Genomic DNA, 22,635 nt, shown 5'->3' with positions numbered 1-22,635 from the left:
GCGCTTGCACTCGACGTTGGGCTACGTCAGTCCGATGCAGTTCGAGCGGGACTGGTACGCTGCCCAGAACCAACGGGTGGCATAATCTCACTCAGTTAAGGGATCCGAAATTCGCGGGCAACGTCAGTTGCCGGGCCTTGCTTGGCGGAGCGCAGTCCGCTGACTGGTCGAGCGGCGTGCTTGCAGTGAAGCGCTGGTTTCCGAAGAGTGAACGCGCAAAGGGGAATTCCTTTCTTCTTGGCGGCCTGTACCTCGGGCCGATCGTCTCCGCGCCGCTTACCGCGTGGATGATCCTGCAATTCGGCTGGCACTCTGTCTTCTATGTGTTCGGCGCAATAGGCATCCTGCTTGGCGTTGCATGGTGGTTTGGTTACCGCGATGTTCCCGCAAAACATCCTTTGATCGGTACTGAGGAGGCGGCTTACATTGCGGCGGGGCAAATGGAATCCGAAGTCGCGACGAAGGGCGTATTTTTGAAGTGCCTGAAGCATCCTCGTTTCTGGCTGTTCGGCATCCAGTACTTTCTGCTGGTCTTGATCCAGAGCTTCTACACGACCTGGCTGCCTACATACCTGATGCGTGCACGAGGACTGTCGCTCAAGTCGATGGGGTTCGCTGCATCGCTGCCATGGATTGCGGTATTCGTGGCGGTGTTTGCAGCGGGTATCGTTTGCGACAAGATATTGAAGCGAACTCAATCGGTGTGGGCGGCACGTGTGCCGGTTGCAATGGCGGGCTTCCTTGTCAGCGCGGTGACGCTGTGCCTTGCATCATTCGCTGTCAACATTGCTGCGGTCATCGGGTTCTTGTGTTTGTCGTTTGCTGCGGTGGGATTCGTGCAGGTCGTCGTGTGGTCCGCCACGCAGGACCTGGGCCGGAGCTTCACGGGTGTGATGTCGGGCTGGACCAACCTATGGGGCGCTGCGTCGAACGTGGCGGGGCCCATGAGCGTTGCGCTCATGGTCAAGCTGACGGGAAACTGGGCGAGCGCTCTGGTTGTCATCGCGTTGGCGGCGGGGCTTGGGACCGTGCTCTGGTTGTTCGTTCATCCGGAGAAACCGTTGTTCGATGCGCCTCCGGCGGAGCCGGCGCCATCGACGAGCAAGGGGCTTTCATCGGCGATAAGTGCCGAGGCTTCGGAAGAAGTCCCTTCATGATGGTTGGTAACGCAGGGCTCACAACTTCGGCCAGACCACCTCGAGCTCGAGCGCGATCGAACGAGCCAGCCCTTCCAGATCCGGGAACAACGACGCGTTAGTGATGTTCATCCGGTACAGCGAGCGCATTCCTTCGTCTCGCACCGAGAACGGGATGACGATCTTCCGGACCAGATCGTCGTCACTCGCGTAATGATCGAAGATCTTGTCGAGCGGTTCGTGCAGCAGGCCCGGCACCATGAACGTTCCCGCTTGAGCAATCAGCCGCCGGTCCATCTCGGTCGGCTCGCCAAACCAGATGATCGGGTTGGTATCGGGAAGAAAATACTTTTCGAAGTTCCCTGCTCTGCGGGGATCGATCATGTCGCGCGTGAGATCGGGCGCCGTTTTCGGTATTGCGCGGTCAGTGTAGAGAGCAGGCGTATTCACTGCGTAGACGGCGGACTCGCCAATGGCGCGTTCCAGTGCGAAGAACGCTGCTACGTAGGGAGATTTGGTGAAATCGAGCAGCCTTGTCGGCGCGCCATGATGCTGCATCAATCCAAGGCATCGAAGGTCATCTGACAGCACGCGTGCATCGGCAATGTAAGTATGCGCCTTGCGCCGGAAGATGCGTATTGCCCGCTGTTCCTGTACGCGCCAGTTGGATGCGTTGTGAACGAACGAGGACAGGTAGCGTGCGAGCGAACTCTGCAATAACCAGTTGGCGTCCTGCTGGCCTCGAAATGCCCAGCCGTCGAGTGCCAGACTCAGGTCGGTGAACTCTTGCCAACTGGAGACCTTGATCGTTTCCAATTTTATCGATTCCTTTGAGTTGCGATTCGGGAGGCGCTGCAGAAGCTATTGTAGGTACGGAAGATTGCGGGGAGCTGACTAGTGGATGTAGCCATGCCGGCTCGAGGTAAGCGTAGCACGCAAGTCAGCGTACCAAACTCTTTCGAAACACGGGCTTCGATGTACGGGTTATGCGTCTGCCGGCTTGCACCGGCTTAAGATCGTTCAGCGCGTGGTGCATGGTAGGTGCTGGAAAGCTTGGCGACATTGGTCGAGTTTGCCAAATCATGGTGAAATCACGCCTAACCTAATTTTGCCACCGAAGGCCGATCGATCACATGCCTGTGCCAAGTGACTTCTCCAACCCCATCGAGCTTGTGGACCCGGATCTCGTGCCTCGACCGGTTGTGACCTTCAGTGCCGGCGGTTCGGTTCGCGTCGGTGTCAGTCGTCACGAAACGGCTTTTCATTGTCACTCCAGGGGCGAATCGCTTGCGCTGCACCGTGGCGTACTCACGTGCGAGATGGAAGGCGGCCTGTGGCACGGGGTCTTCGGTCCAGCAGGTTGCGGACGACCTCGGTTATGAGAGCGCTGGCAGCTTCGTCGCCATGTTTCGCAAGGCGTTCGGCACCTCGCCAGGACGCTATGCGGCGCAACTGCACATACAGCGCGCTTGCGGTGCGAGTCGCAATTTCATTCGCTCTCTGCCGCTCGACCCCGGCATTTCCAACCTCTTGATGTTTCCAATCCAATGCCCGCTCGACGCCTCACTCGCTTGTTGACGATCGCTGCGGCATTATGCGCGGGTCCGCTTGGCGCAGAACCTCTGCATTTGCAGGAGTACCTCGCAATGCATGGGCGCGCCGCAGATGAACACATCCCATACGGTCCGGCTCCGTCGCAATTCGTGGAGCTATTTCGCGCCCGTGGCAGCGGTCCGTTTCCCGTCGTTGTGCTGCTTCATGGTGGCTGTTGGGCGCATCAGTATGGCGGCTTGCGGCAGATCGCGCCTCTCGCCAGTTCGCTCGCGGAGAAGGGATGGATGGTGTGGAACATCGAGTATCGCGGCATCGACGAAGCGGGTGGCGGCTTCCCCGGGACGTATCTCGACGTTGCGCAGGGGCTGCAAAAACTTTCGGACGAAGCGGCGCGCTTGAACATCGACCTTTCCCGAATGGTCGTGGTCGGACATTCAGCGGGCGCGCAGCTCGCGCTATGGGCTGCTGCAAGAAATCGCATTGCCCCGGACAGTCCGCTTCATTCGGCCAACCCGCTCTATCTGCCAACCGTGATCGGGCTTGGCGTGCTGCCTGATCTTGGAGATGCAGACGGTATCAAGCGAGCATGCGGCGCAAACGCCGCCGTGCTGACCGGTAAGCCGCAACCCGGCCGCACGGATGTATTCGCCGACACCTCGCCGCAAAGCATGCTGCCCATCGGCTCCACGATGATCCTGATCAACGGCGAGCTGGACACTGTAGCGCCGCCCGCGCTCGCGACGCACTTCGCAAACGAAGCGCGCCGCGCGGGCGATGACATTCATCATCTCGTGGTTCCAGACGCAAGCCACTACGACGAAGTCTCGATTGATTCGCCCGTCTGGCCGGTGCTACTTAAGACAATCGAGTCTGCAACCAAAGCTGGTGTCGACTGATTGCATGATTCGAAACGGACCTTGAACCCATGAACAGTCCGGATTTCGTCGATGAGGTATTGACTACTGTGGCTGACATACAGCGCGGACTAACACTGTGTGCGGGCAGGGACGGGGCTCGAAGCGATACAATCGTCTGCGTTTTTCCCGGCTATCGCCTAAAGTTGCAATCAAAACGCCTTTGTTGTCAGGAGCCAAATCGTGAATGTCTTGCTTGTTGATGACAACCGCGCATCTGCGGATGCCCTCGCAGCCCTTGCGTCGACCATGGGGCACGAAGCCACCACCGCATATGACGGCCATGACGCAGTGGAACTTGCGCGCGCCACCACTTTCGATCTGATCCTGCTGGATCTTCGCCTGGGTGATGCAGACGGCAGGGAAGTGTGCGCCGCAATCCGGCGTGAGGGTTTGTCCCGACATTCGCGAATCATCGCGATGACAGGGCATGTCGGATTGGAACAGGAGGTGAGCCTGGGTGACTTCAATGGGTACGCCCTCAAGCCTCTTGAGTTTGACCGGCTGGAAGACCTCCTGACCTCCTAGCGGATGGCTTTGAAACCAGGTCGAGGTTCGCTGGCCCCTACAGCTAACCATCAGTCTTTCAGCAACAGCGTCCCCGGTCGGGTCGATTCCCCATCCTTGGCATGGAGCGGGCTTCGTTGCAGACATCCCTGTCTGCACATGGCAGGGCTAGGGTGTCGTTTGCGAAGTGCCTTTCGCTGGCGCGCTGCCGTTATCGTGGCCGTTCATGCCAGTTCCCTTCTTATGAGCCCGCGCCGGTGCCGAGCCCGTCCCGGTCCCCATGCCGCCTCCGACAGAGGTTGTTCCATCCGGTCTCGCTCCTGCGCTCTTTTGGCCTCCGTTCGAACCTCCTCCAGATCCACCGCCGCCGCCGGACCCACCGCCTGATTGTGCGTAGACGGCCGACGCCATGGCGAGGCTCACGGTGGAAAAGACAATTGCCATTATTTTCCGTTTCATTGCGTAACCACCTTTTGGTCGATTGATTAGCCAACAGAGATCGTTCGAGAGCGCCTGTGCGATCAGACGGGGAGCGCAATTAACCGCTCGTCTCCAAACGCGCGAGACGCGTCGAGCGGCAGGAACCTCTCCGCATTTTTAGTGCCCACGTGGGGTGGAGCGGAAAAGAGACCGACGCTCCCCATTCACGAACGCGCAGGCAAAGAGATGCGGCGGTACCAGATGCTGTCGCTGCTACCTCAGCCACCAGCAAACGGCGCGAATAATGGGGTACGGACAGGCGAAATCCCGCTCCCCTAAAAAGAATTAGCCTTTTCCCGCCGATTTGTGTTCCCCTGAGGCAGCACCGACTGCGCGGGGAGTACGCGTGGTCGCTGGTTGCGCAGCGCCGCTGCATGACTGCCGAACAGGAGAATTGCAGAAATGAATCGCAGTATTGTAGAAGGCTTGCTGGCGGAACACGGGGAAGGAAAGTTCGTTTTAAGCCATCGCATACATGGTCACGACTTCGAAGTGATGGTTTCACTGCTGCAAAATTCAGGAAATACGTTCGTGCGGAATTACTGCGCGAGAGCCCCCATTCTCAGCGGAATCAACGGACTTGGCGATGCCGCAGCGCAAACCTTCGGCGCTGCGCACGCCACGATCAAGGAAGATCTGCTCAACAAACCCGCAGGCGTGTCTCTGTTTGAGCACGTCAGCGATCCGGCCAAACGACGCGGGTTTATTCGCCCGTTCGATTAAAGCGGATCGCGCAACGTTGATTGAATGAACCCAGCCGGGGCGCACGCGCTGCCGCGCTGATCGCGCTTGCTGGCCGGATTCTGCGCCCGTTTCGGATGCCATGCGCCAGGCGTCCTTGATCTCTACCCCATTCGGCGCCCACATCTGGGATGACGCCTCTTGCGTCGTGGTTCACATGGGATTTCCTTGGCACTTCGTTCTCCGACGATAGCCAAGCGCCTTCGCGCGTCCTGCCGAAAGCTGTCACGCACGCAACATGGACATCGATGGACTTATTCCGCTCCAAATCAACGCGCAAACCCAATTTGCTTCTGGCCACCTACGCAAAATGGAAAACGCAATCCCGGGCGTTGCCGCCAGAGCCCGCGTTGCGCGCCGAGCTTTTCAGCGCGGACCAGATGGAACTGCACGGGTCGCATCTGGCGGGCTTGCACCGCTTGAGTACCGGGTCAGGGTCAGACCACCTGCTGCCGCGGCTCACCAATAACGAAGCGGCGCTGCTGAACGCCTACGAACGACTCACGAAAGCAACGCTCGGCAGCTACCGCGTCACGCCCGCTGCCGAGTGGCTGCTCGACAACTACTATCTGATCGCAGAACAGATCCGCATTGCGCGTCACCATCTTCCCAAAGGATACAGCCGCGAACTGCCGCGCCTTGCAAACGGGCCGTCGAGCGAATTGCCGCGCGTCTACAGCATCGCGCTGGAGACCATTTCACACGGCGACGGACGGGTCAACAACGAAAGCCTGTCCCGCTTCATCGCTGCATATCAGACGGTGACACCGCTCACGCTCGGCGAGTTGTGGGCCATCCCGATCATGTTGCGCCTGGCGTTGATCGAAAATCTGCGGCGTGTTGCGAGCCGTGTGACGACCGACCTGGACGACCGCAACCTGGCAGGGCAGTGGGCGGACCGCATGACCGAGACGGCCGGACGCGATCCCAAGAGCGTGGTCCTGACGGTCGCCGACATGGCGCGCTCCAGGCCGCCGGTGGCAAGCTCCTTCGTGGCCGAACTTGCGCGGCGCCTCCAGGGTCAGAGCGCGACCCTGGCGTTGCCGCTGACATGGATCGAACAGTTGCTCGCGGAGTCGGGCCTGAGCATCGACCGCATGGTGCAGATGGAAGCGCAGCAGCAGGCGGCCGACCAGGTGTCGATCAGCAACAGCATCAGCAGCCTGCGCTTGCTTTCGTCCACCGACTGGCGCGATTTCGTCGAGAGTGCAAGTCTTGTCGAGCAAGTCCTGCGGGAAGATCCAGCCGACGTCTATCGGGCGATGGACTTCGCCACGCGCGACCGCTACCGGCATAGCGTTGAACGGCTCGCACGTGCAAGCAAGCGTCCGGAAGAGATCGTGGCGCGTGCCGCGATCAACCTCGCCCGCGATGCCGTGAAGGCGACGCCTCTTCGCGGCGTCGCACATCATGTGGGGTTCTATCTTTTGCGCGATGGCGTTGCGTTGCTTGAACGGCATCTGCAAGCGAAGGTCAGCGCAATCGAGGTGTGGCGTCGCATCCTGCGGCTGGCGCCCCTGCCAATCTACCTGACGCTCGCCGCGCTGATCACCTTCGCGTTCGCGTGGCCGTTCCTTGATGCTGCGCATCGTCACGGCTGGCACAGCGGCCTGATTGCGCTCCTCGCCGTGCCCGCGCTGCTCATGGCGAGCCGCCTTGCGATCGATCTGGTCAACTGGTCCGTCACGCTGACGGTCCAGCCTGACTGGTTGCCGCGCCTCGATTTCACCAAGGGCATCCCGGCGCAAATGCGCACGCTGGTCGTGATTCCATCGTTGATCGGCAGCGCAGAGGACATCGAGGACCTGGCGGAAGGGCTCGAAGTGCGGTTCCTCGCGAATCGCGATCCGCATCTGCATTTCGGCTTGCTGTCCGATTTCATGGACGCGGCCACCGAGCATCTGGACCAGGATGCCGGCCTCATGCTCCGCGCGCAGTTCGCCATTGAAGCGTTGAACGAAAAGTATCGCGACACGGAAGGCGACCGGTTCTTCCTGTTTCATCGGCCGCGACGCTGGAACGCTGTCGAAAAAACCTGGATGGCGCATGAGAGAAAGCGCGGCAAGATCGCTGAACTCGATGCGCTGCTGCGAGGCGAGGGACGAGACCGGTTCTCGCTGATCGTGGGGAACATCGTGGCGTTGCCCCGCGTGCGCTACGTGATCACGCTCGATACGGACACCCAGCTTCCGCGCGATGCAGCCCGCCAGTTCATCGGCGCAATTTCGCATCCGCTCAATGCAGCAGTCAACGACGCGCACAAGAAACGGGTCACATCCGGCCACGCGATCCTCCAGCCGCGCGTAAGCGTCAGTCTGACGAGCACGGCACGCTCGACATACGCGAGGCTGTTCGGCGGCGATGCCGGTATCGATCCGTACACGCGGGCAGCGTCCGACGTGTATCAGGATCTGTTCCGAGAAGGGTCGTTCATTGGCAAGGGGATCTACGAAGTCGATGCGTTCGAGCAGGCAGTAGAGGGGCGTTTTCCCGATAACCGCATCCTCAGTCACGACCTGGTGGAGGGCTGCTATGCGCGCGCCGCCTTGCTGAGCGACGTGCATCTCTACGAGGAATATCCGTCGCGTTACAGCTCGGACGTCAACCGTCGGCATCGATGGATTCGCGGCGACTGGCAACTGCTGCCCTGGATTTTCCCTTGGGCGCCGACACAGGATGGCGGCCTCGCGCGCAATCCGCTTTCGCTGCTGTCCCGCTGGAAACTGTTCGACAACCTGCGCCGCAGCGCCGCGCCGGCCGCCTTGCTGGCCATGTTGCTGACCGGCTGGATCAGCGGCTGGCAGCCGGCCGTCTGGACCATCGCGATCGTCGCGCTGAGTCTGGGGATGCCGCTGAGCGCCAGCCTGATCGAATTGCTCCAGAAACCGCACGACATGCCGTTGCGCCGGCATATCGCGTTGACCACGCAATCGGCAGGTCGTCACCTCGCGCGGGCGCTGCTTGGGCTAGCGTGGCTGCCACACGAAGCGCTGTACAGCATGGACGCGATTGTCCGCACGCTTTGGCGGGTCGGTTACAGCCACAGGAAGATGCTGCAATGGAATGCTTCGCGCGAGGTGGAGCGGGCCGCAACGAACGACCCGAGGGCGCTCTACAGGCAGATGGCGATCGGCCCGCTGCTTGGGGCAGCGTCGATAGTACTGTTCATCCGGACACCGGAAACGCTGGCGGCCGTATTGCCGTTTGCGCTGGCGTGGCTGGTATCTCCGTTGCTTGCATGGTGGATCAGCCGGCCACCCGTTCAGACCGAGAGCGCTTTTGCTGCCGGCGAAACGCAGTTCCTGCGCGCGCTGGCCAGGAAAACGTGGGCTTTCTTCGACGAATATGTCCGCGCCGACGACCACTGGCTGCCGCCCGACAACATCCAGGAAATGCCGACCACCGGCGCGATGGTCATCGCGCGCCGCACGTCGCCGACCAACATGGGCATGGGCCTGCTTGCGCATCTGGCTGCGTTCGATTTCGGGTATCTGAGCGCGGGACGCATGCTCGCTAGAGTCGGGGAGACGCTTGCGACCATGGACGGCCTCGAGCGTTATCGCAATCATTTCCTGAACTGGTACGACACGAGTACGCTGGAGGCGCTTGGACCGCGCTATGTCTCGACGGTCGACAGCGGCAACCTTGCAGGCCATTTGATGACCTTGAGCCGCGGCTTGCTGCAACTGGCCGACGAACCGGCGTTCGACCGGCGCGTGTTCCCGGGTCTCGCCGATACCCTCGATGCCTATCGCGCAGCGGCCCACGCTGCAGAGTTCGATCTCGACGCATTCCTGCCGCTCTCGGGTCTTCTGGGCGCAGCTTCGGCAACGCCGCCGCGCACGCTTAGCGAAGCAGTTGCGGTCATGCGCCAGGTATCGGTCCTGACGGACACGCTCGTTCACGATATCAAGGGCGGCGCTGACAGCGATCTCGCTTTCTGGTCGCGGGCGCTCAAGGCGCAATGTCTCGACATCGCGCATGAGCTCGATCTCTTCGACCTGACGGCCGCGCCGGATTCAAGTGCAGCCCTGCCGACCATCCGCCAACTCGCGCAACTCGATATGAGCGCGTGGCATGACCCGTCGGACACGCGCGTTGTTGAAGTACGGAACGCGGCGGTCGACCGTATTGCGCAAGCTGAACGCCTGGCACGACTGGCGGGCGAGCTTGCCACGATGGACTTCAAGTTCCTCTACGACCGCAGCCGCGAACTCTTGAGCATTGGATACAACGTGGACGAACGGCGTCTCGATGCCGGCTTCTACGACCTGCTTGCATCTGAAGCACGATTGACGAATTTTGTTGCCATCGCGCAGGGCCAGTTGCCGCAAGAAAGCTGGTTCACATTAGGACGCTTGCTGACGAGTACCGGCGGTGTTCCCGTGTTGCTGTCGTGGACCGGTTCGATGTTCGAGTACTTGATGCCGATGCTCGTCATGCCCACATACGACGGCACGCTGCTCGACCAGACCTGCCGCGCAGCGGTCGCCCGGCAGATCGAATACGGTCATCAGCTCGGCGTGCCGTGGGGCGTGTCGGAATCCGGCTACAACGTGCTCGACGCGCAGTTCAATTACCAGTACCGCGCGTTCGGCGTGCCCGGGCTCGGGCTCAAGCGTGGACTCGGCGACGACGTGGTCATTGCGCCTTACGCGACCGCACTCGCGTTGATGGTCGCGCCTGACGCCGCATGCCGCAACTTGCAGCGTCTCGCCGCAACCGGCGCGGCCGGCCGATTCGGTCTGTACGAAGCCATCGATCACACCCAGGCGCGCGTGCCTCGCGGCCAGAGCTCGGTCGTGATCCAGTCCTACATGGCGCATCATCAGGGCATGAGCTTGTTGTCGCTGGCAAGCGTCCTGCTGGGGCAACCCATGCAGCGGCGTTTTGAATCTGACCCGCAGTTCAAGGCGACGACGTTGTTGTTGCAGGAGCGCATCCCGAAGACCGCGACGGAATACCTGCCGACGCCCGGGCTGCCTTCCGAGGATTCGGCCGCGCTGATTGCCGAAACCAAGTTGCGGATCTTCACGGACCCCGACCGGCCGAGACCTTCCGTGCAATTGTTGTCGAACGGCCGGTATCACGTGATGGTCAGCAGCGCGGGCGGCGGTTACAGCCGCTGCGGCGATCTGTCGGTCACGAGGTGGCGCGAGGACATGACCTCCGACAACTGGGGCATGTTCTGTTATCTGCGCGACGTTGCAAGCGGCGAATTCTGGTCGAGCGCGCATCAGCCGACGCTTCGGCATCCTGATCTTTACGAAGCAATTTTCTCCGATGCACGCGCCGAATTCCGTGTGCGCGAACGTGATTTCGATTCGCATACCGAGATCGTGGTTTCGCCTGAAGACGATATCGAGCTGCGGCGTGTTCGCATCACCAATCGCGCGCGGGTCCGGCGGACCATCGAACTGACGAGCTATGGCGAAGTCGTGCTTGCACCGGCGATTGCCGACGCGGCGCACCGCGCGTTCAGCAACCTGTTTGTCCAGACAGAGCTGCTGGAGCCGCTGCAGGCGATCCTCTGCACGCGGCGCGCCCGGTCGAGCAAGGAAGTGGTGCCCTGGATGTGCCACTTGCTGGCGGCGCATGGCGTTGATATCGATGCCATTTCGTACGAGACCGATCGTGCCCGTTTCATCGGCCGGGGACGCAACGTGGCGCATCCCGCTGCGATGGACGACGGTTCCGACACCCAGGGCCGGCTCTCCAACAGCGCGGGGTCGGTGCTCGATCCGGTCGTCTCCATTCGTTGCAGGATCACGCTCAACCCGGGGCAGTCGGCGACCATCGACTTCGTGACGGGCATGAGCGACAGCCGCGACGGGTGCCTGCACCTCATCAACAAGTATCGCGACCGTCAGCTTGCAGACCGTGTGTTCGACCTTGCGTGGACGCATAGCCAGGTGTCGCTCAGGCAGATGAACGCAACGGTCTCCGATGCCCGGCTTTACGAGCAAATGGCGGCATCGATCATCTATGCGAACGCTTCGTTGCGCGCGGAATCCGGCGTGTTGAGCGCGAATCGCCGCAATCAGTCGGGACTGTGGGGCCAGTCGATATCAGGCGACTTGCCTATCGTTCTGCTGCAGATCACCGATATGGCGAACATCGAACTGGTCCGGCAGATGGTGCAGGCGCACGCGTACTGGAGGCTGAAGGGTCTGGCTGTCGACCTCGTGATCTGGAACGAAGACCATGCCGGGTACAGGCAAGATCTTCAGGACCTGATCATGGGTCTGATCGCTTCGGGCACGGAAGCCAACCTGATCGACCGCCCGGGGGGAATCTTCGTTCGACCTGCCCAGCAATTGTCGCGTGAAGACCGTGATCTGATGCAGGCGGTCGCCCGCATTATCGTGAGCGACACGCGAGGAAGCCTTGCCGAGCAAGTCGAGCGGCGGCGTCCTGAAACAAGCGAAGCGCCGTTCGAGCCGACGCCGGGGTATGCCGAGGAACCCTCGCTGGAAAGGCATCCTGCCGAAAAGCCGCACGTGCTGATTTTGCAAAACCCCTATGGCGGTTTTTCAGAAGACGGCGCCGAGTACATCATCAGATTGCAGCCTGGGCAAGCGACACCCGCGCCGTGGTCCAACGTGCTGGCGAATCCGGAATTCGGGTCGGTCGTCTCGGAGAGCGGGGGCGCCTATACATGGAGCGAGAACGCACACGAGTTCAGGCTGACGCCATGGATCAACGACCCTGTCAGCGACAGTAGCGGCGAGGCATTTTATTTGCGCGACGAGGAGACCGGTCAGCACTGGTCGCCTACGCCGTTACCCCGGCGCGGCAGCGGCACATACACCACGCGTCACGGATTTGGATACAGCGTCTTCGAGCATGAGGAAGAGGGCATCCGGTCCGAGTTATGGGTGTACGTCGCGTTGCACGCATCGATCAAGTTTTCGGTGCTCAAGATCCGCAATGTCTCCGGTCGTGCGCGACGCCTTTCTGCGACCGGCTATGTGGAGTGGACGCTCGGAGACCTGCGCGAGAAATCCGCCATGCACATCGTCACCGAAGCCGATCCGCTGACGGGGACGCTCTTTGCCCGCAACGACTATTCGATGGAATTCGGCGGTCGCGTCGGGTTCTTCGCCGTCGACGAAGGGGTGTCGAGTTTTACGTGCGATCGCCGCGAGTTTATCGGCCGCAATGGCAGCCTTCGTGCGCCAGCGGCCATGCGGCACGCCCGATTGTCCGGACGTGCGGGCGCCGGGCTCGATCCCTGCGCGGCACTGAAAGCGGACTTCGATATCGCCGATGGCGACAGTCATGAAATAGTTTTCCAGATGGGCGCGGCACACGATGCGCAGTCGGTGGAGGGTCTTGCGAAGGCGTTTCGCGGGTCGGCAGCAGCGGCCAGCGCGCTCCATGAAGTGCGTGAGCACTGGCGGGCGACGCTTGGACGGGTGCAGGTGAAGACACCCGAGCCGGCGGTGGACGTGCTTGTGAACGGCTGGCTCATGTATCAGGTCATCGCTTGCCGGTTCTGGGCTCGCAGCGGCTATTACCAGTCGGGCGGCGCATTTGGATTCAGGGATCAGTTGCAGGACTCTATGGCGATGATTCACGCCACACCGCAGCTCACCCGCGCGCATTTGCTCTTATGCGCCGCGCACCAGTTCCCGGAGGGTGACGTGCAGCACTGGTGGCATCCGCCGCTTGGACGCGGCGTGCGCACCGAATGCTCGGACGACTACTTGTGGCTCGCCGTTGCGACCAGCCGGTATGTCGCGATTACAGGCGACCGCAGCGTGCTCGACGAACGCGTCGGATACATAGAAGGGCGCGCAGTCCACGTCGGCGAGGATTCTTACTACGACTTGCCGGGAACTTCGCCGCTGGTCGAAACGCTCTACGCGCATTGCGTTCGCGCGATCGAGCATGGAATGACGAAGGGCGCTCACGGGCTCCCGTTAATAGGCAGTGGCGACTGGAACGACGGCATGAACCTCGTTGGCGCACAGGGCCGGGGTGAAAGCGTGTGGCTTGGCTTTTTCCTCTACGACGTACTGCTCAAGTTCGCCGACACCGCGCTCATGCATGGCGATGCCGGGTTCGCAACCCGCTGCCGGAGCCAGGCAGTCCTATTGCGCGATAACCTGGAACTGCATGGCTGGGACGGCGATTGGTACAGAAGAGCGTATTTCGACGATGGCACTGCACTCGGATCTGCCGCCAATGACGAATGCAAGATAGATTCGATTGCGCAAAGCTGGTCGGTGTTGTCCGGCGCGGGGTCCGCTGACCGGCAGCGCGAGGCAATGGCGTCGCTCGATCGTTATCTGGTGAAGCGCGACGCCGGTCTGATCCGGCTTCTGGCGCCGCCGTTCGACCGTTCGGCGCTCGATCCCGGATATATCAAGGGTTATGTGCCCGGCGTGCGTGAAAACGGCGGCCAGTACACGCATGCAGCAATATGGGCGACGATGGCTTTCGCCACGCTGGGTGACAGCGAGCGCGCCTGGGAATTGCTGCGCATGATCAACCCCGTCCTTCATGGCAGAGGCGGACCGGCCATCACGCAGTACAAGGTCGAACCGTATGTGATGACGGCCGATGTCTATGGCGTCAGTCCCCACGAAGGCCGAGGCGGGTGGAGCTGGTACACGGGCTCGGCGGCCTGGATGTACCGGCTGGTGGTGGAGTCCTTGCTTGGTTTGAGCGTGATCGGTGATCGCTTGAGCGTCGCACCGCTCTTGCCGGCGAACTGGCGTTCCTTCGAGATGACTTATCGGTACGGGGATACGCCGTTCCGCATAACGGTCAATGAGGCTGCGATCGATAGCGTGAAGCACGCCATTCTTGATGGTGTGCCACAGCAAGGCGGTGAGGTGATATTGGTCGATGACGGCCGCGAGCACACGGTCGAAATGGGGTTTCCACGGGCGGCGCAAGGATCGGCGCCTATCGTCGTCCTGGAAGATTTGTGACGTTGCATCTCGCTGATTGCGGCGGCACAAGCCGGCACGATGCGGATGGCGCAGAATAGCGCGGCAGGCGAGTGCAACAGTGTCTGAGAACGAAGGTGGCGCCTGACACAACGGGTGTCAGCGCCAAGGTGTTGGGCGAATTCATGCACTGCAGAGAGACTTATGAAAAAAGGGAAAACAAAACTGACTCGCCAGGATGCCGAGCGTCTTTTCGAGGGCCTGCCCGCCGGGGATGCCAGGGCATCGAGCCGGCCCGAGAATCCGTTCGAAGCGGGGGTGTTCGACGTCGTCAAGCGCGTCGACGATGAAACCAGGCTCTGGAAAGACAATCTCATCACGCTTCCAACGGCAATCGAATTGCCGGCGGGGTATGACTCAGCCTCTCACCTGCGCGAGGCAATGACGCGATCATTACGCGTGAAATGGGTGAGGGAAGGTGCAAGCGAGATTGTTGCCGAGTTCCCCGAGGGATGGACGGCCGTTCGTCCGGACAGCGGGCCCATAGAGTTGCGCGATTCGTCCGGCGTGGTCCGCGCGCTATATGGGTGGGCCAAGGACGCCGAGCTCAGGGTTTTGCCGCGGTACCAGGTTGAATCGCAGACGAACAGTTCAAGCGGACTGGGCAGCCTGCTGATCCGGGATCGCGCGATTGGTCAGGTCCTCGAAAGGTCATCGATCTGGTCTGCTCAGACGGGCACCAACCATCCGGATTGGACGAGGTTGTCCGCGTGGCTTACTGCCCGCTATCCAAAACATCGCGATCCGCTGCGGTATTGGGAGGATTGCGAAGAAAACAACCCTGAATGAAGCTGTTTGGGAGCGCCGAAAACAGGTGTGTCATTCTTGCAAGATTCAGCGTTTTTTGTTTCGCGCTGGTCTGACGCACGCCATCGTGGCGTGCCGTCGTGTCCTTTGATTGATGGCGATTACAGACCAAAGCCGAGTTGCGCTTTGCCAAGTGGCGTCAAGTCCTCGGCTGTCGCTCGTCCGGCAAAATCGACTTCGAAATTGTCGGCCGGGAAGTCGGGCGGGCTCTTGCCTTCAATGAAGCTGGATAACTGCCGCTTGAGGTATTCGTCGTTTTTGGCGCATGAGGGTGCCGACGCGATGTACATTACATTGCTGTAGCCCGCACCGCGGTGTGCATCTTCCACCGCGTGGATCACGTCGCTGTGCCAGAACACGGTGTCGCCCGCCTGCATGTGTGGGATCGACGAGAGGGCGTCGAACAGCGGCGCATGAAATTCCGGCTTGATGGAAAGTGCGCGGCCGGGCATGGCGCCGCACAGGTCGTCGTCGGCCACATCGTCTTGAAGGGCGCGCAACAGGATGTATGCCATTGAATTCGCAATGGGCACGAGTTGCAGCGTGCCATCGCCAGGTCCTTGTGGCGTGAGCGCAGTCCACCCCTGAAACGTGCGAAACATCGAACATACTGCAGGCGATGCAATCTCCTCGACGTCCGGCCGGAACGCGGCGTCGAACGGGTCGTACTGACGCCAGTTCCCATTAAACACGTGTCGATAAACCTTGCGGAAATTGCCCTCGATCCAGCGCTCGACCGAGCCGCCGTCGCAATGCGCCGACAAGCCCAATGACTCGGAGTCGGGTGGCCGCCGGCGCATCCGGTCCGCATAAGCCGGCACGCGCTCCGGATCGAAGTGGACCCGGCCTTCACTTTCGTTGCACCACAGTCGGTTCAAGAACACGCGCGCCGCAGTCAGCGACGGCGCCTGCCGCGCAAGTACCTGCGGCTTCGACCAGTACACGCCATAGATCTGCGGCTTGCTCGATGCAAGCTGCCCAAAATACTTGTCTTTTGCACGGGTCTTCAGTCGTGTATCCAGGTCGTTGCGCTCCACGTACTCTGCAATGTCACGGTCCCATTGCTCGACCTTCGAGCGGTCGAAGACGTTGCGGATTACACAAGCACCGCGCGTCTTTACAAGGTCGATCTGCGCGGCACTCACGCGCTGCTCCGCGATGTCCGAGAACTGGATTTCGGGGATTACGTTTTCGCCGCGACCGCGTTGTGCGGCGAGCCTGGCGGCTTCGGCGCGAATAGCTTCGTCCACCTCCGCGAAGACATCTCGGTAGTTCGGCAGGCGCGCACGAAGTTCCTGCTTGGCCTGCCGGATGGCTGCGGGAAGGTCGTCGATTTTCAGTGCCATGATTGTCTCCTTATGGGTTCCGGGTTATCCAGAGCATAGGCTGACCGTCTCCGCGATAGTGATACGATCCGGACAATTACTTTGCGCCTTGTGCCATGAAACCCGCTTACGAACGCGTTCATTTCGGAGACGACTGCTCCGTCAGGGTTTACCACCGGCGTTTGCCGCGCATTCCTTTCGAATGGCACCACCATCCTGAATACGAACTGACACTGACGCTGAATAGTCACGGGAAGCGCTATATCGGCGATTCGATTGCGGCCTATGCCGATGAAGACCTGGTTCTCGTGCCGCCCAATCTTCCGCATACGTGGGCGTCGAATCGCTCGATCGATCCCGCGTCCCCGCAGGTTGCAATCGTGATCTGGTTTGGTGGCGACTGGGCGCGGCGACTTGCCGATGTCTGTCCGGAGTACGCGCCTTTGCGCAACCTGTTACGCAGGTCGGCATGCGGACTTGCGTTCAGTCCGGAGGTCGGCGCCGCAATGCACACGCACGTCGACAAGCTGCTATCCAGCACATCTCGAGAACGCCTCGCCGCAGCGTTGAATGTCTTGTGCACGCTTGCCGAAGCGCCCGGCGAACCGCTCGCTTCGCCCACTTCATTCAGCGACCGGACAGAAGGGCCATCGGGCCATGAACCCGAACGCATCAATCGCGTTCTGTCGATGATCGACTTGCGCTTCGCCGAGCCGCTGCGTCTATCGGAACTTTGCGAAGCGGCGAATGTGTCGGAACGTTCGCTGGCCCGCTACTTTGAGCAGCACATTGGAGAGAGCGTCGGGCGATATATCGCCCGGATCAGGATTGGACATGCCTGCCGGATGCTCGCGCATACCTCCGCACCCGTTTCCGTTGTTGCAGCCCGCTCCGGGTTTCCGAACGTCGCTAACTTCAACCGGCAGTTCAAGGCGCTGAAGGCACTCACGCCTGCTGCGTATCGCAAGCAATTTGCGGCTGGAGATATTGCTGAAGGAGACTCCGGCCCGCAGATCACCGAGCGCTCGCCTTCCCTGCAACGCAATCCGCGACTGCCTCGATCGATTGCCTGAGTCGGCTCCAAAAACCGGCATGCATCGCGCAAGGCGCTTCACAAGCGCCTTTTTTCTTGTCTGGTCATGCCCGATTTGCCCGATGTATTGATTATTTTGATAAATATCTTGCGGATTTTTGTTTGCCTACACTGAAACCGGGCAAATCAAACACAATCGCATGCGGAGCGAATCGATGACTATGGAATCCGGATCTCGTCGTAAAGCGTTGAAATTTGGAGCGGCGGCCGCGGTAGGTGCACTGGTGGGGCCGTACGTCACCCGCAACGCGTCGGCGGCGGAGCCGATCAAGCTGGGAAGCCTCCTGGATGGAACCGGCGCGCTTGGCCTCGAGGGCCGGCGCATGATCCAGGCGACGGAATTCGCCGTCGGGCAGATCAACGACAAGGGTGGCCTTCTCGGGCGGCCGGTCAAGCTGATTGCCTACGACACACAAAGCAGCATTCAGCTCTACACGCAATATGCGCAGCAACTGGTGCTGCAGGACAAGGTCGATGTGATCCAGGGCGGCATTACGTCGGCTTCGCGTGAAGCCATCCGGCCGATCTTCGATCGCAGCAAGACGCTCTATTTCTACAACACGCAATACGAAGGCGGAGTCTGCGACCGCAACGTGTTCTGTACCGGCACGACGCCCGCGCAGACGGTGGACCACATCGTCGAATACGCAATGAAGAACTGGGGCAAGAAGGTTTATATCATCGCGGCTGACTACAACTATGGTCACATCACTGCAAGCTGGATGACGAAATTCGTGAAGGCGGCGGGCGGCACGGTGGTCAATACCGATTTCTTCCCGCTCGATGTCACCAACTTTTCCTCCACCATCAGCCGCATTCAGGAAGCGAAGCCGGACATGGTGCTCTCGGCGCTGGTCGGCGCGAACCATGTTGGTTTCTACCGGCAGTGGGCCGCAGCGGGAATGAAGTCGAAGATCCCGGTCGGTGCGACCGTGTTCGGTCTCGGCGATGAACTCACGACCATGGACGCCGCGACCACCGACGGCATCATCACGTGCTTCGGCTTCTACAACAACCTCAACACGCCAAACGCGAACGCCTTCGTCAAAGGCATGCAGGCGAAGTACGGGCCCAGCCTGACGGACCTCGGCGAGCTCGATACCGCCACCTACGAAGGCATCATGCTGTGGGCCGAGGCGGTTAAGAAAGCCGGGTCGGTAGAGCAGGCGAAGGTCGTGACGGCGCTCGAGACCGGCATCACGATCGAAGGACCATCGGGTACGGTCAAGATGGATCCGGCGACGCATCACACCATTCGGAACGCCTACCTTGCACGGCCGAAAGACAAGGTGTGGGACATCCTGCAGACATTCCCGAACCAGTTCCCGTCGGACACGGGCGGCGCGTGCGATCTCATCAAGTCACCCCGCACGAACAAGCAGTTCACGCCGGCCTGAGGAGGCGCAACCCATGGACCTGACCGGGCTACTCGCCTTCAATGTGCTGACCGGCGTCGCCACGCTCGTGCTCATCACGATCGGCCTCGGCGTCATCTACGGCATGATGCGCATCATCAATCTCGCGCACGGCGAGTTCATGATGCTCGGCGCTTACACAGCCGTGACGGCCAGCACGGCAGGCGTCAACATCTGGGTATCGATGCTGATCCTGCCGCCTATCGTCGTCGGCCTGGTGGGTCTGATCCTCGAGCGCACCATCATCCGGTTTCTATACGGCCGCATGATGGACACGATGCTCGCCACGTGGGGCATCAGCCTGGGTCTCATCGGGCTGATCACGTCCATCTTCGGTAACGTGGTGAAGTCGGTGCAGATGCCGGTGGGGAGTTTTTCGATCGGGCAATACCGCGTGAGTGCGTACAGCCTGGTGATCATCGGTATAGGTATTGTCGTGCTCGCTGCCTTGCTCGTGCTCTTGCGCCGCACGCGCTTCGGCCTGATCCTGCGTGCCACCATGCAGAATCCGGCGATGTCGGCTTCGCTCGGGGTCAGGCCGTCGGCGGTCTACATGGCGACGTTCTCGCTTGGCGCCGCGCTCGCCGGTCTTGCGGGCGGCGTGCTGTCGCCGATTTCAGGTGTCTCGCCCGGCATGGGCGGCGCGTACATTGCAAAGGCGTTCATTACCGTGCTGGGTGGCGGCCCTGCGATCATCGCGGGGACGGGTCTCGCGGCGGGGCTCTTTGGCTTCATCAACGAGATCGTCTCGTTCATGTCTACGCCTGTCATAGGCGATATCGCGCTGCTTGCTTCAGCGGTCTTGCTGATCCGCATCCTGCCGCAGGGCATCACCGGACGTTTCCTCAGGCGCAGCTCATGAAATCGCTTCGGTCGAGATCTTTTCTGGGCGGCACGCTGGCGGTCGTGATGATCTGCCTCGTGGTCATGTTCGCATTGCCTCGCACCATCAGCGCGTTTGGCGTAATGCAGGCAACGCTGTTCGCGGGCATGGCCATCTACGGTTTGAGCCAGGGCTTCGTGTGGGGGTATGCGGGCATCCTGTCGTTCGGGCAAGCCGCGTTTCTCGGCATCGGCGCCTACACGTATGCCATTGCGGCGATCAATTTCGGCGATACCACGCTGGCCGCCGCATTGTCGATCATCGCCCCCATGTTGTTCGCCGCGTTGCTCGGCTACTTCATGTTCTACGGCCGTATATCCGATGCCTACATTGGCGTGATCACGCTGACCGTTTCGGTGATCCTGTTCGAACTGATGAACTCGACCTCGGGCAGCCAGTATCACATTGGTGAAGCGGTGCTCGGCGGCTTCAACGGCATCCCTGCCATCCCCGTGTTCGCGCCGCCGGGAAAACCGGACGAGCAGCTCGACCAGATCGGTGTCTGGTATGTCGCAATGGGCGCGCTGATCGTGGTGTACGGGTTGCTCAAGTGGATTCTCGCGTCGCGTTTCGGACGGGTCGTGGTCGCCATCCGCGAGAACGAAACCCGCGCCATGCTGATTGGCTACGACCCGCGCATGTACAAGCTGATGTCGTTCATGGTCGGCGCGGGCATTGCGGGCGCGGCGGGCTGTATCTTCGCGAACTGGGGTGGCTTCATCAGCCCGACGGTGTTCGCGCTCACCATGTCGGCGCAGGTCATCATTTCCGTGCTGATCGGCGGGCTGGGCACGCTGATCGGACCGATACTCGGCGCGGTTGCCATCCAGTATCTGATCAATATTGCTGGAACACAGCATGTGATCGACCCGAGTCTGGGGCTTGGCATCGTGCTCGTCGCGTTTGTGCTGCTCGTGCCGCAGGGCGTCGTGCCTGTCGCGCGCTCCTTGTTGTTGCGACTGGGCTCGCCGACAAAAGGCGCTGCCGGCGCGCCGCCTTCGTCCGCCACCGCCAAGCCGGAGTCGCACTGATGAATGCTCTTCCTCCGCTTCTCCAGGCCAAGGGCGTCACCATGCGCTTTGGCGGTGTGACCGCTGTACGCGAAGTCGATTTCACGCTGCGCGAAGTCGAATTGCGCTGCCTGATCGGCCCGAACGGCGCGGGCAAAAGCACCTTCTTCAAGATGCTTACGGGACAGTTGAAACCGACCGAAGGCAGCATTCATTTCCGCAGCCACGATGTCACCGGCAGCAACCCGCATCAGATCGCTCGGCTGGGCGTGGGTATCAAGACGCAAGTGCCCAACGTGTTCAACGGACTCAGCGTGCGCGAGAACGTGTTCATTGGCGCGGGGCGGCGCAAGTCGCTGGCGCATGCGCGTCGTATCGTGGATGAAACGCTGACCCGGCTCAAACTCGACGGCATCGCGGACCGGATCGTCGGTCAGCTCGCGCACGGGCAGCGGCAGTGGGTCGAGATCGCTACGGTACTTGCTCAGGAACCCGAATTGATTCTGCTCGATGAACCTGCCGCCGGCATGAACCACGAAGAAGTGCATCGCACCGCGGAGCTGATTCAGGAAATCAACAAGACGCAGGCGCTGGTCGTGGTGGAACACGACATGCAGTTCATTCGCATGATCGCGCGCACCGTGACTGTCTTCTCGCAAGGTGCGGTGCTGGTGGAAGGATCGGTGGACACTGTCTTGTCCGACCAGCGTGTGAAGGATGTGTATCTCGGGAGGCGTGCAGCATGAGCGGCGAAAACGCAGGCACGGTGCTCTTCGAGGCGACGCAGTTATGCTCCGGCTACGGACGCATCCCGATTCTCAATCAAGTGAATTTCTCCGTGAAGGCAGGCGAGCGCGTGGGGATTCTCGGCCATAATGGCATGGGCAAGACCACGCTGCTGCGCACGCTGACCGGGCATTTGCCGACGACCTCGGGAACCGTGCGCTTCAATGGCGTGGACATCACGCATTACAGCGCCACGGCTCGCGCCAAGGCGGGAATCGGCTATGTGCCGCAGGGCCGCGAGATTTTCCCGACATTGAGCGTGATGGAAAACCTGCGTGTGGGATGCCTGCTGTCAAAGCGCGGCGAGACAGAGACGATCGCGGAAATCCTCGAACTGTTTCCACGTCTGAAAGCGTATCTCGACCGCCCGGGCGGCGCGCTATCGGGCGGGGAGCAGCAATTGCTGGCGCTCGCGCGATGCCTGTGCGGCGGACCAAAAATCGTGTTGCTCGATGAACCCACGGAAGGGATCCAGCCGTCGATCATCGACGAAATCATCGACACACTGAAGGGTGTTGCCGAGCAGCGCAGCCTCACCATCTTGCTGGTCGAGCAGAACCTCAACTTCATTGCGTCGCTGTCGCAGCGCATCCTGATCCTGCAAAAGGGCACGGTCACGCGCGAGATTCCGCCCGAGATCGTCACGGACCCGGCAATGCTCGACGAGTTCGCCGGTATTGCCTGAAGCGCCAGAACCACTCCATTCATTGCTCGTTTGAAACCGGATATCTTTCCATGACCGACACGACTATCGATGTCACCGAACTCACCGTCGAACAAGTCCAGTCCGGCTTTGCCAGCGGCGCGATGACTTCCGAGTCGCTGACTGCTGCGTTCCTCGAACGTATAGCAAAGTTCAATCCGCGCTATAACGCGATCATCTTCCTGAATCCGGAAATCTTTCCATGACCGACACGACTATCGATGTCACCGAACTCACCGTCGAACAAGTCCAGTCCGGCTTTGCCAGCGGCGCGATGACTTCCGAGTCGCTGACTGCTGCGTTCCTCGAACGTATAGCAAA

16 protein-coding genes are annotated in these 22,635 nt (G+C 60.9%); 14 read left to right on the top strand and 2 right to left on the bottom strand.

Features of this window, described 5'->3' with window-relative positions:
* Positions 1-176 precede the first annotated feature (176 nt).
* Complete coding sequence (locus tag ACRXB1_RS08480; RefSeq protein WP_449491752.1) at positions 177-1,157, top strand: MFS transporter; 981 nt, start codon at positions 177-179, stop codon at positions 1,155-1,157.
* Positions 1,158-1,175: 18 nt separating this feature from the next.
* Here the strand turns inward: ACRXB1_RS08480 and ACRXB1_RS08475 are convergent, their stop codons facing one another.
* Positions 1,176-1,952: an FRG domain-containing protein gene (locus ACRXB1_RS08475; RefSeq protein ID WP_062171026.1), complete on the bottom strand. Its 777-nt coding sequence runs from the start codon at positions 1,950-1,952 to the stop codon at positions 1,176-1,178.
* 396 nt (positions 1,953-2,348) lie between these two features.
* Between ACRXB1_RS08475 and ACRXB1_RS08470 the strand changes: the two genes are divergently transcribed.
* The 6 genes from ACRXB1_RS08470 to ACRXB1_RS08445 all read left to right on the top strand — a co-directional run bounded on the left by ACRXB1_RS08470 (position 2,349) and on the right by ACRXB1_RS08445 (position 15,081).
* Entirely contained in the window at positions 2,349-2,714 is a 366-nt protein-coding gene (locus tag ACRXB1_RS08470) for a helix-turn-helix domain-containing protein (protein WP_449491751.1), read from the top strand.
* A gap of 68 nt (positions 2,715-2,782) precedes the next feature.
* Complete coding sequence (locus tag ACRXB1_RS08465) at positions 2,783-3,586, top strand: alpha/beta hydrolase (protein ID WP_375507867.1); 804 nt, start codon at positions 2,783-2,785, stop codon at positions 3,584-3,586.
* A gap of 201 nt (positions 3,587-3,787) precedes the next feature.
* The gene (locus ACRXB1_RS08460; RefSeq protein ID WP_062171021.1) at positions 3,788-4,132 is read left to right on the top strand and encodes a response regulator; all 345 of its coding nucleotides are present in this window, start codon (positions 3,788-3,790) and stop codon (positions 4,130-4,132) included.
* Between the two features lie 861 nt (positions 4,133-4,993).
* Entirely contained in the window at positions 4,994-5,314 is a 321-nt protein-coding gene (locus tag ACRXB1_RS08455) for a hypothetical protein (RefSeq protein WP_375507868.1), read from the top strand.
* Between the two features lie 305 nt (positions 5,315-5,619).
* On the top strand, positions 5,620-14,274 hold the full coding sequence (locus tag ACRXB1_RS08450; protein ID WP_449491750.1) for a GH36-type glycosyl hydrolase domain-containing protein: 8,655 nt from the start codon (positions 5,620-5,622) through the stop codon (positions 14,272-14,274).
* A 162-nt stretch (positions 14,275-14,436) separates the two neighbouring features.
* Complete coding sequence (locus tag ACRXB1_RS08445; RefSeq protein ID WP_062171017.1) at positions 14,437-15,081, top strand: hypothetical protein; 645 nt, start codon at positions 14,437-14,439, stop codon at positions 15,079-15,081.
* 119 nt (positions 15,082-15,200) lie between these two features.
* Here ACRXB1_RS08445 and ACRXB1_RS08440 read toward each other — a convergent pair whose 3' ends face one another.
* Entirely contained in the window at positions 15,201-16,445 is a 1,245-nt protein-coding gene (locus tag ACRXB1_RS08440) for a DUF1479 domain-containing protein (RefSeq protein ID WP_449491749.1), read from the bottom strand.
* A 95-nt stretch (positions 16,446-16,540) separates the two neighbouring features.
* Here ACRXB1_RS08440 and ACRXB1_RS08435 point away from each other — a divergent pair, with 95 nt between their 5' ends.
* From ACRXB1_RS08435 to ACRXB1_RS08405, 7 genes are all read left to right on the top strand, one after another.
* The gene (locus ACRXB1_RS08435) at positions 16,541-17,497 is read left to right on the top strand and encodes a helix-turn-helix domain-containing protein (RefSeq protein WP_062171008.1); all 957 of its coding nucleotides are present in this window, start codon (positions 16,541-16,543) and stop codon (positions 17,495-17,497) included.
* 175 nt (positions 17,498-17,672) lie between these two features.
* Positions 17,673-18,914 carry an urea ABC transporter substrate-binding protein gene (locus ACRXB1_RS08430; RefSeq protein ID WP_062172550.1) on the top strand — a complete coding sequence of 414 codons (1,242 nt, stop codon included), beginning with the start codon at positions 17,673-17,675 and terminating at the stop codon, positions 18,912-18,914.
* A gap of 13 nt (positions 18,915-18,927) precedes the next feature.
* Complete coding sequence (locus ACRXB1_RS08425; RefSeq protein WP_062003015.1) at positions 18,928-19,794, top strand: branched-chain amino acid ABC transporter permease; 867 nt, start codon at positions 18,928-18,930, stop codon at positions 19,792-19,794.
* Positions 19,791-20,846, top strand: a complete 1,056-nt coding sequence (locus ACRXB1_RS08420; RefSeq protein ID WP_062171004.1) for an ABC transporter permease subunit — start codon at positions 19,791-19,793, stop codon at positions 20,844-20,846. Before ACRXB1_RS08425 ends, ACRXB1_RS08420 begins: the two co-directional genes overlap by 4 nt.
* Positions 20,846-21,571 (top strand): ATP-binding cassette domain-containing protein, encoded by a 726-nt coding sequence (locus ACRXB1_RS08415; RefSeq protein WP_062003013.1) that lies wholly within the window; start codon positions 20,846-20,848, stop codon positions 21,569-21,571. The genes ACRXB1_RS08420 and ACRXB1_RS08415 overlap by 1 nt, the downstream gene beginning before the upstream one ends.
* Entirely contained in the window at positions 21,568-22,296 is a 729-nt protein-coding gene (locus ACRXB1_RS08410) for an ABC transporter ATP-binding protein (RefSeq protein WP_062171000.1), read from the top strand. Before ACRXB1_RS08415 ends, ACRXB1_RS08410 begins: the two co-directional genes overlap by 4 nt.
* 50 nt (positions 22,297-22,346) lie before the next feature.
* On the top strand, positions 22,347-22,520 hold the full coding sequence (locus tag ACRXB1_RS08405) for a hypothetical protein (RefSeq protein WP_449491748.1): 174 nt from the start codon (positions 22,347-22,349) through the stop codon (positions 22,518-22,520).
* Positions 22,521-22,635: the final 115 nt, after the last annotated feature.

Source organism: Caballeronia sp. M23-90 (assembly GCF_053574605.1).
The sequence above is the reverse complement of the archived record's forward strand: the minus strand, read 5'-3'. Positions and strand labels throughout refer to the sequence as shown.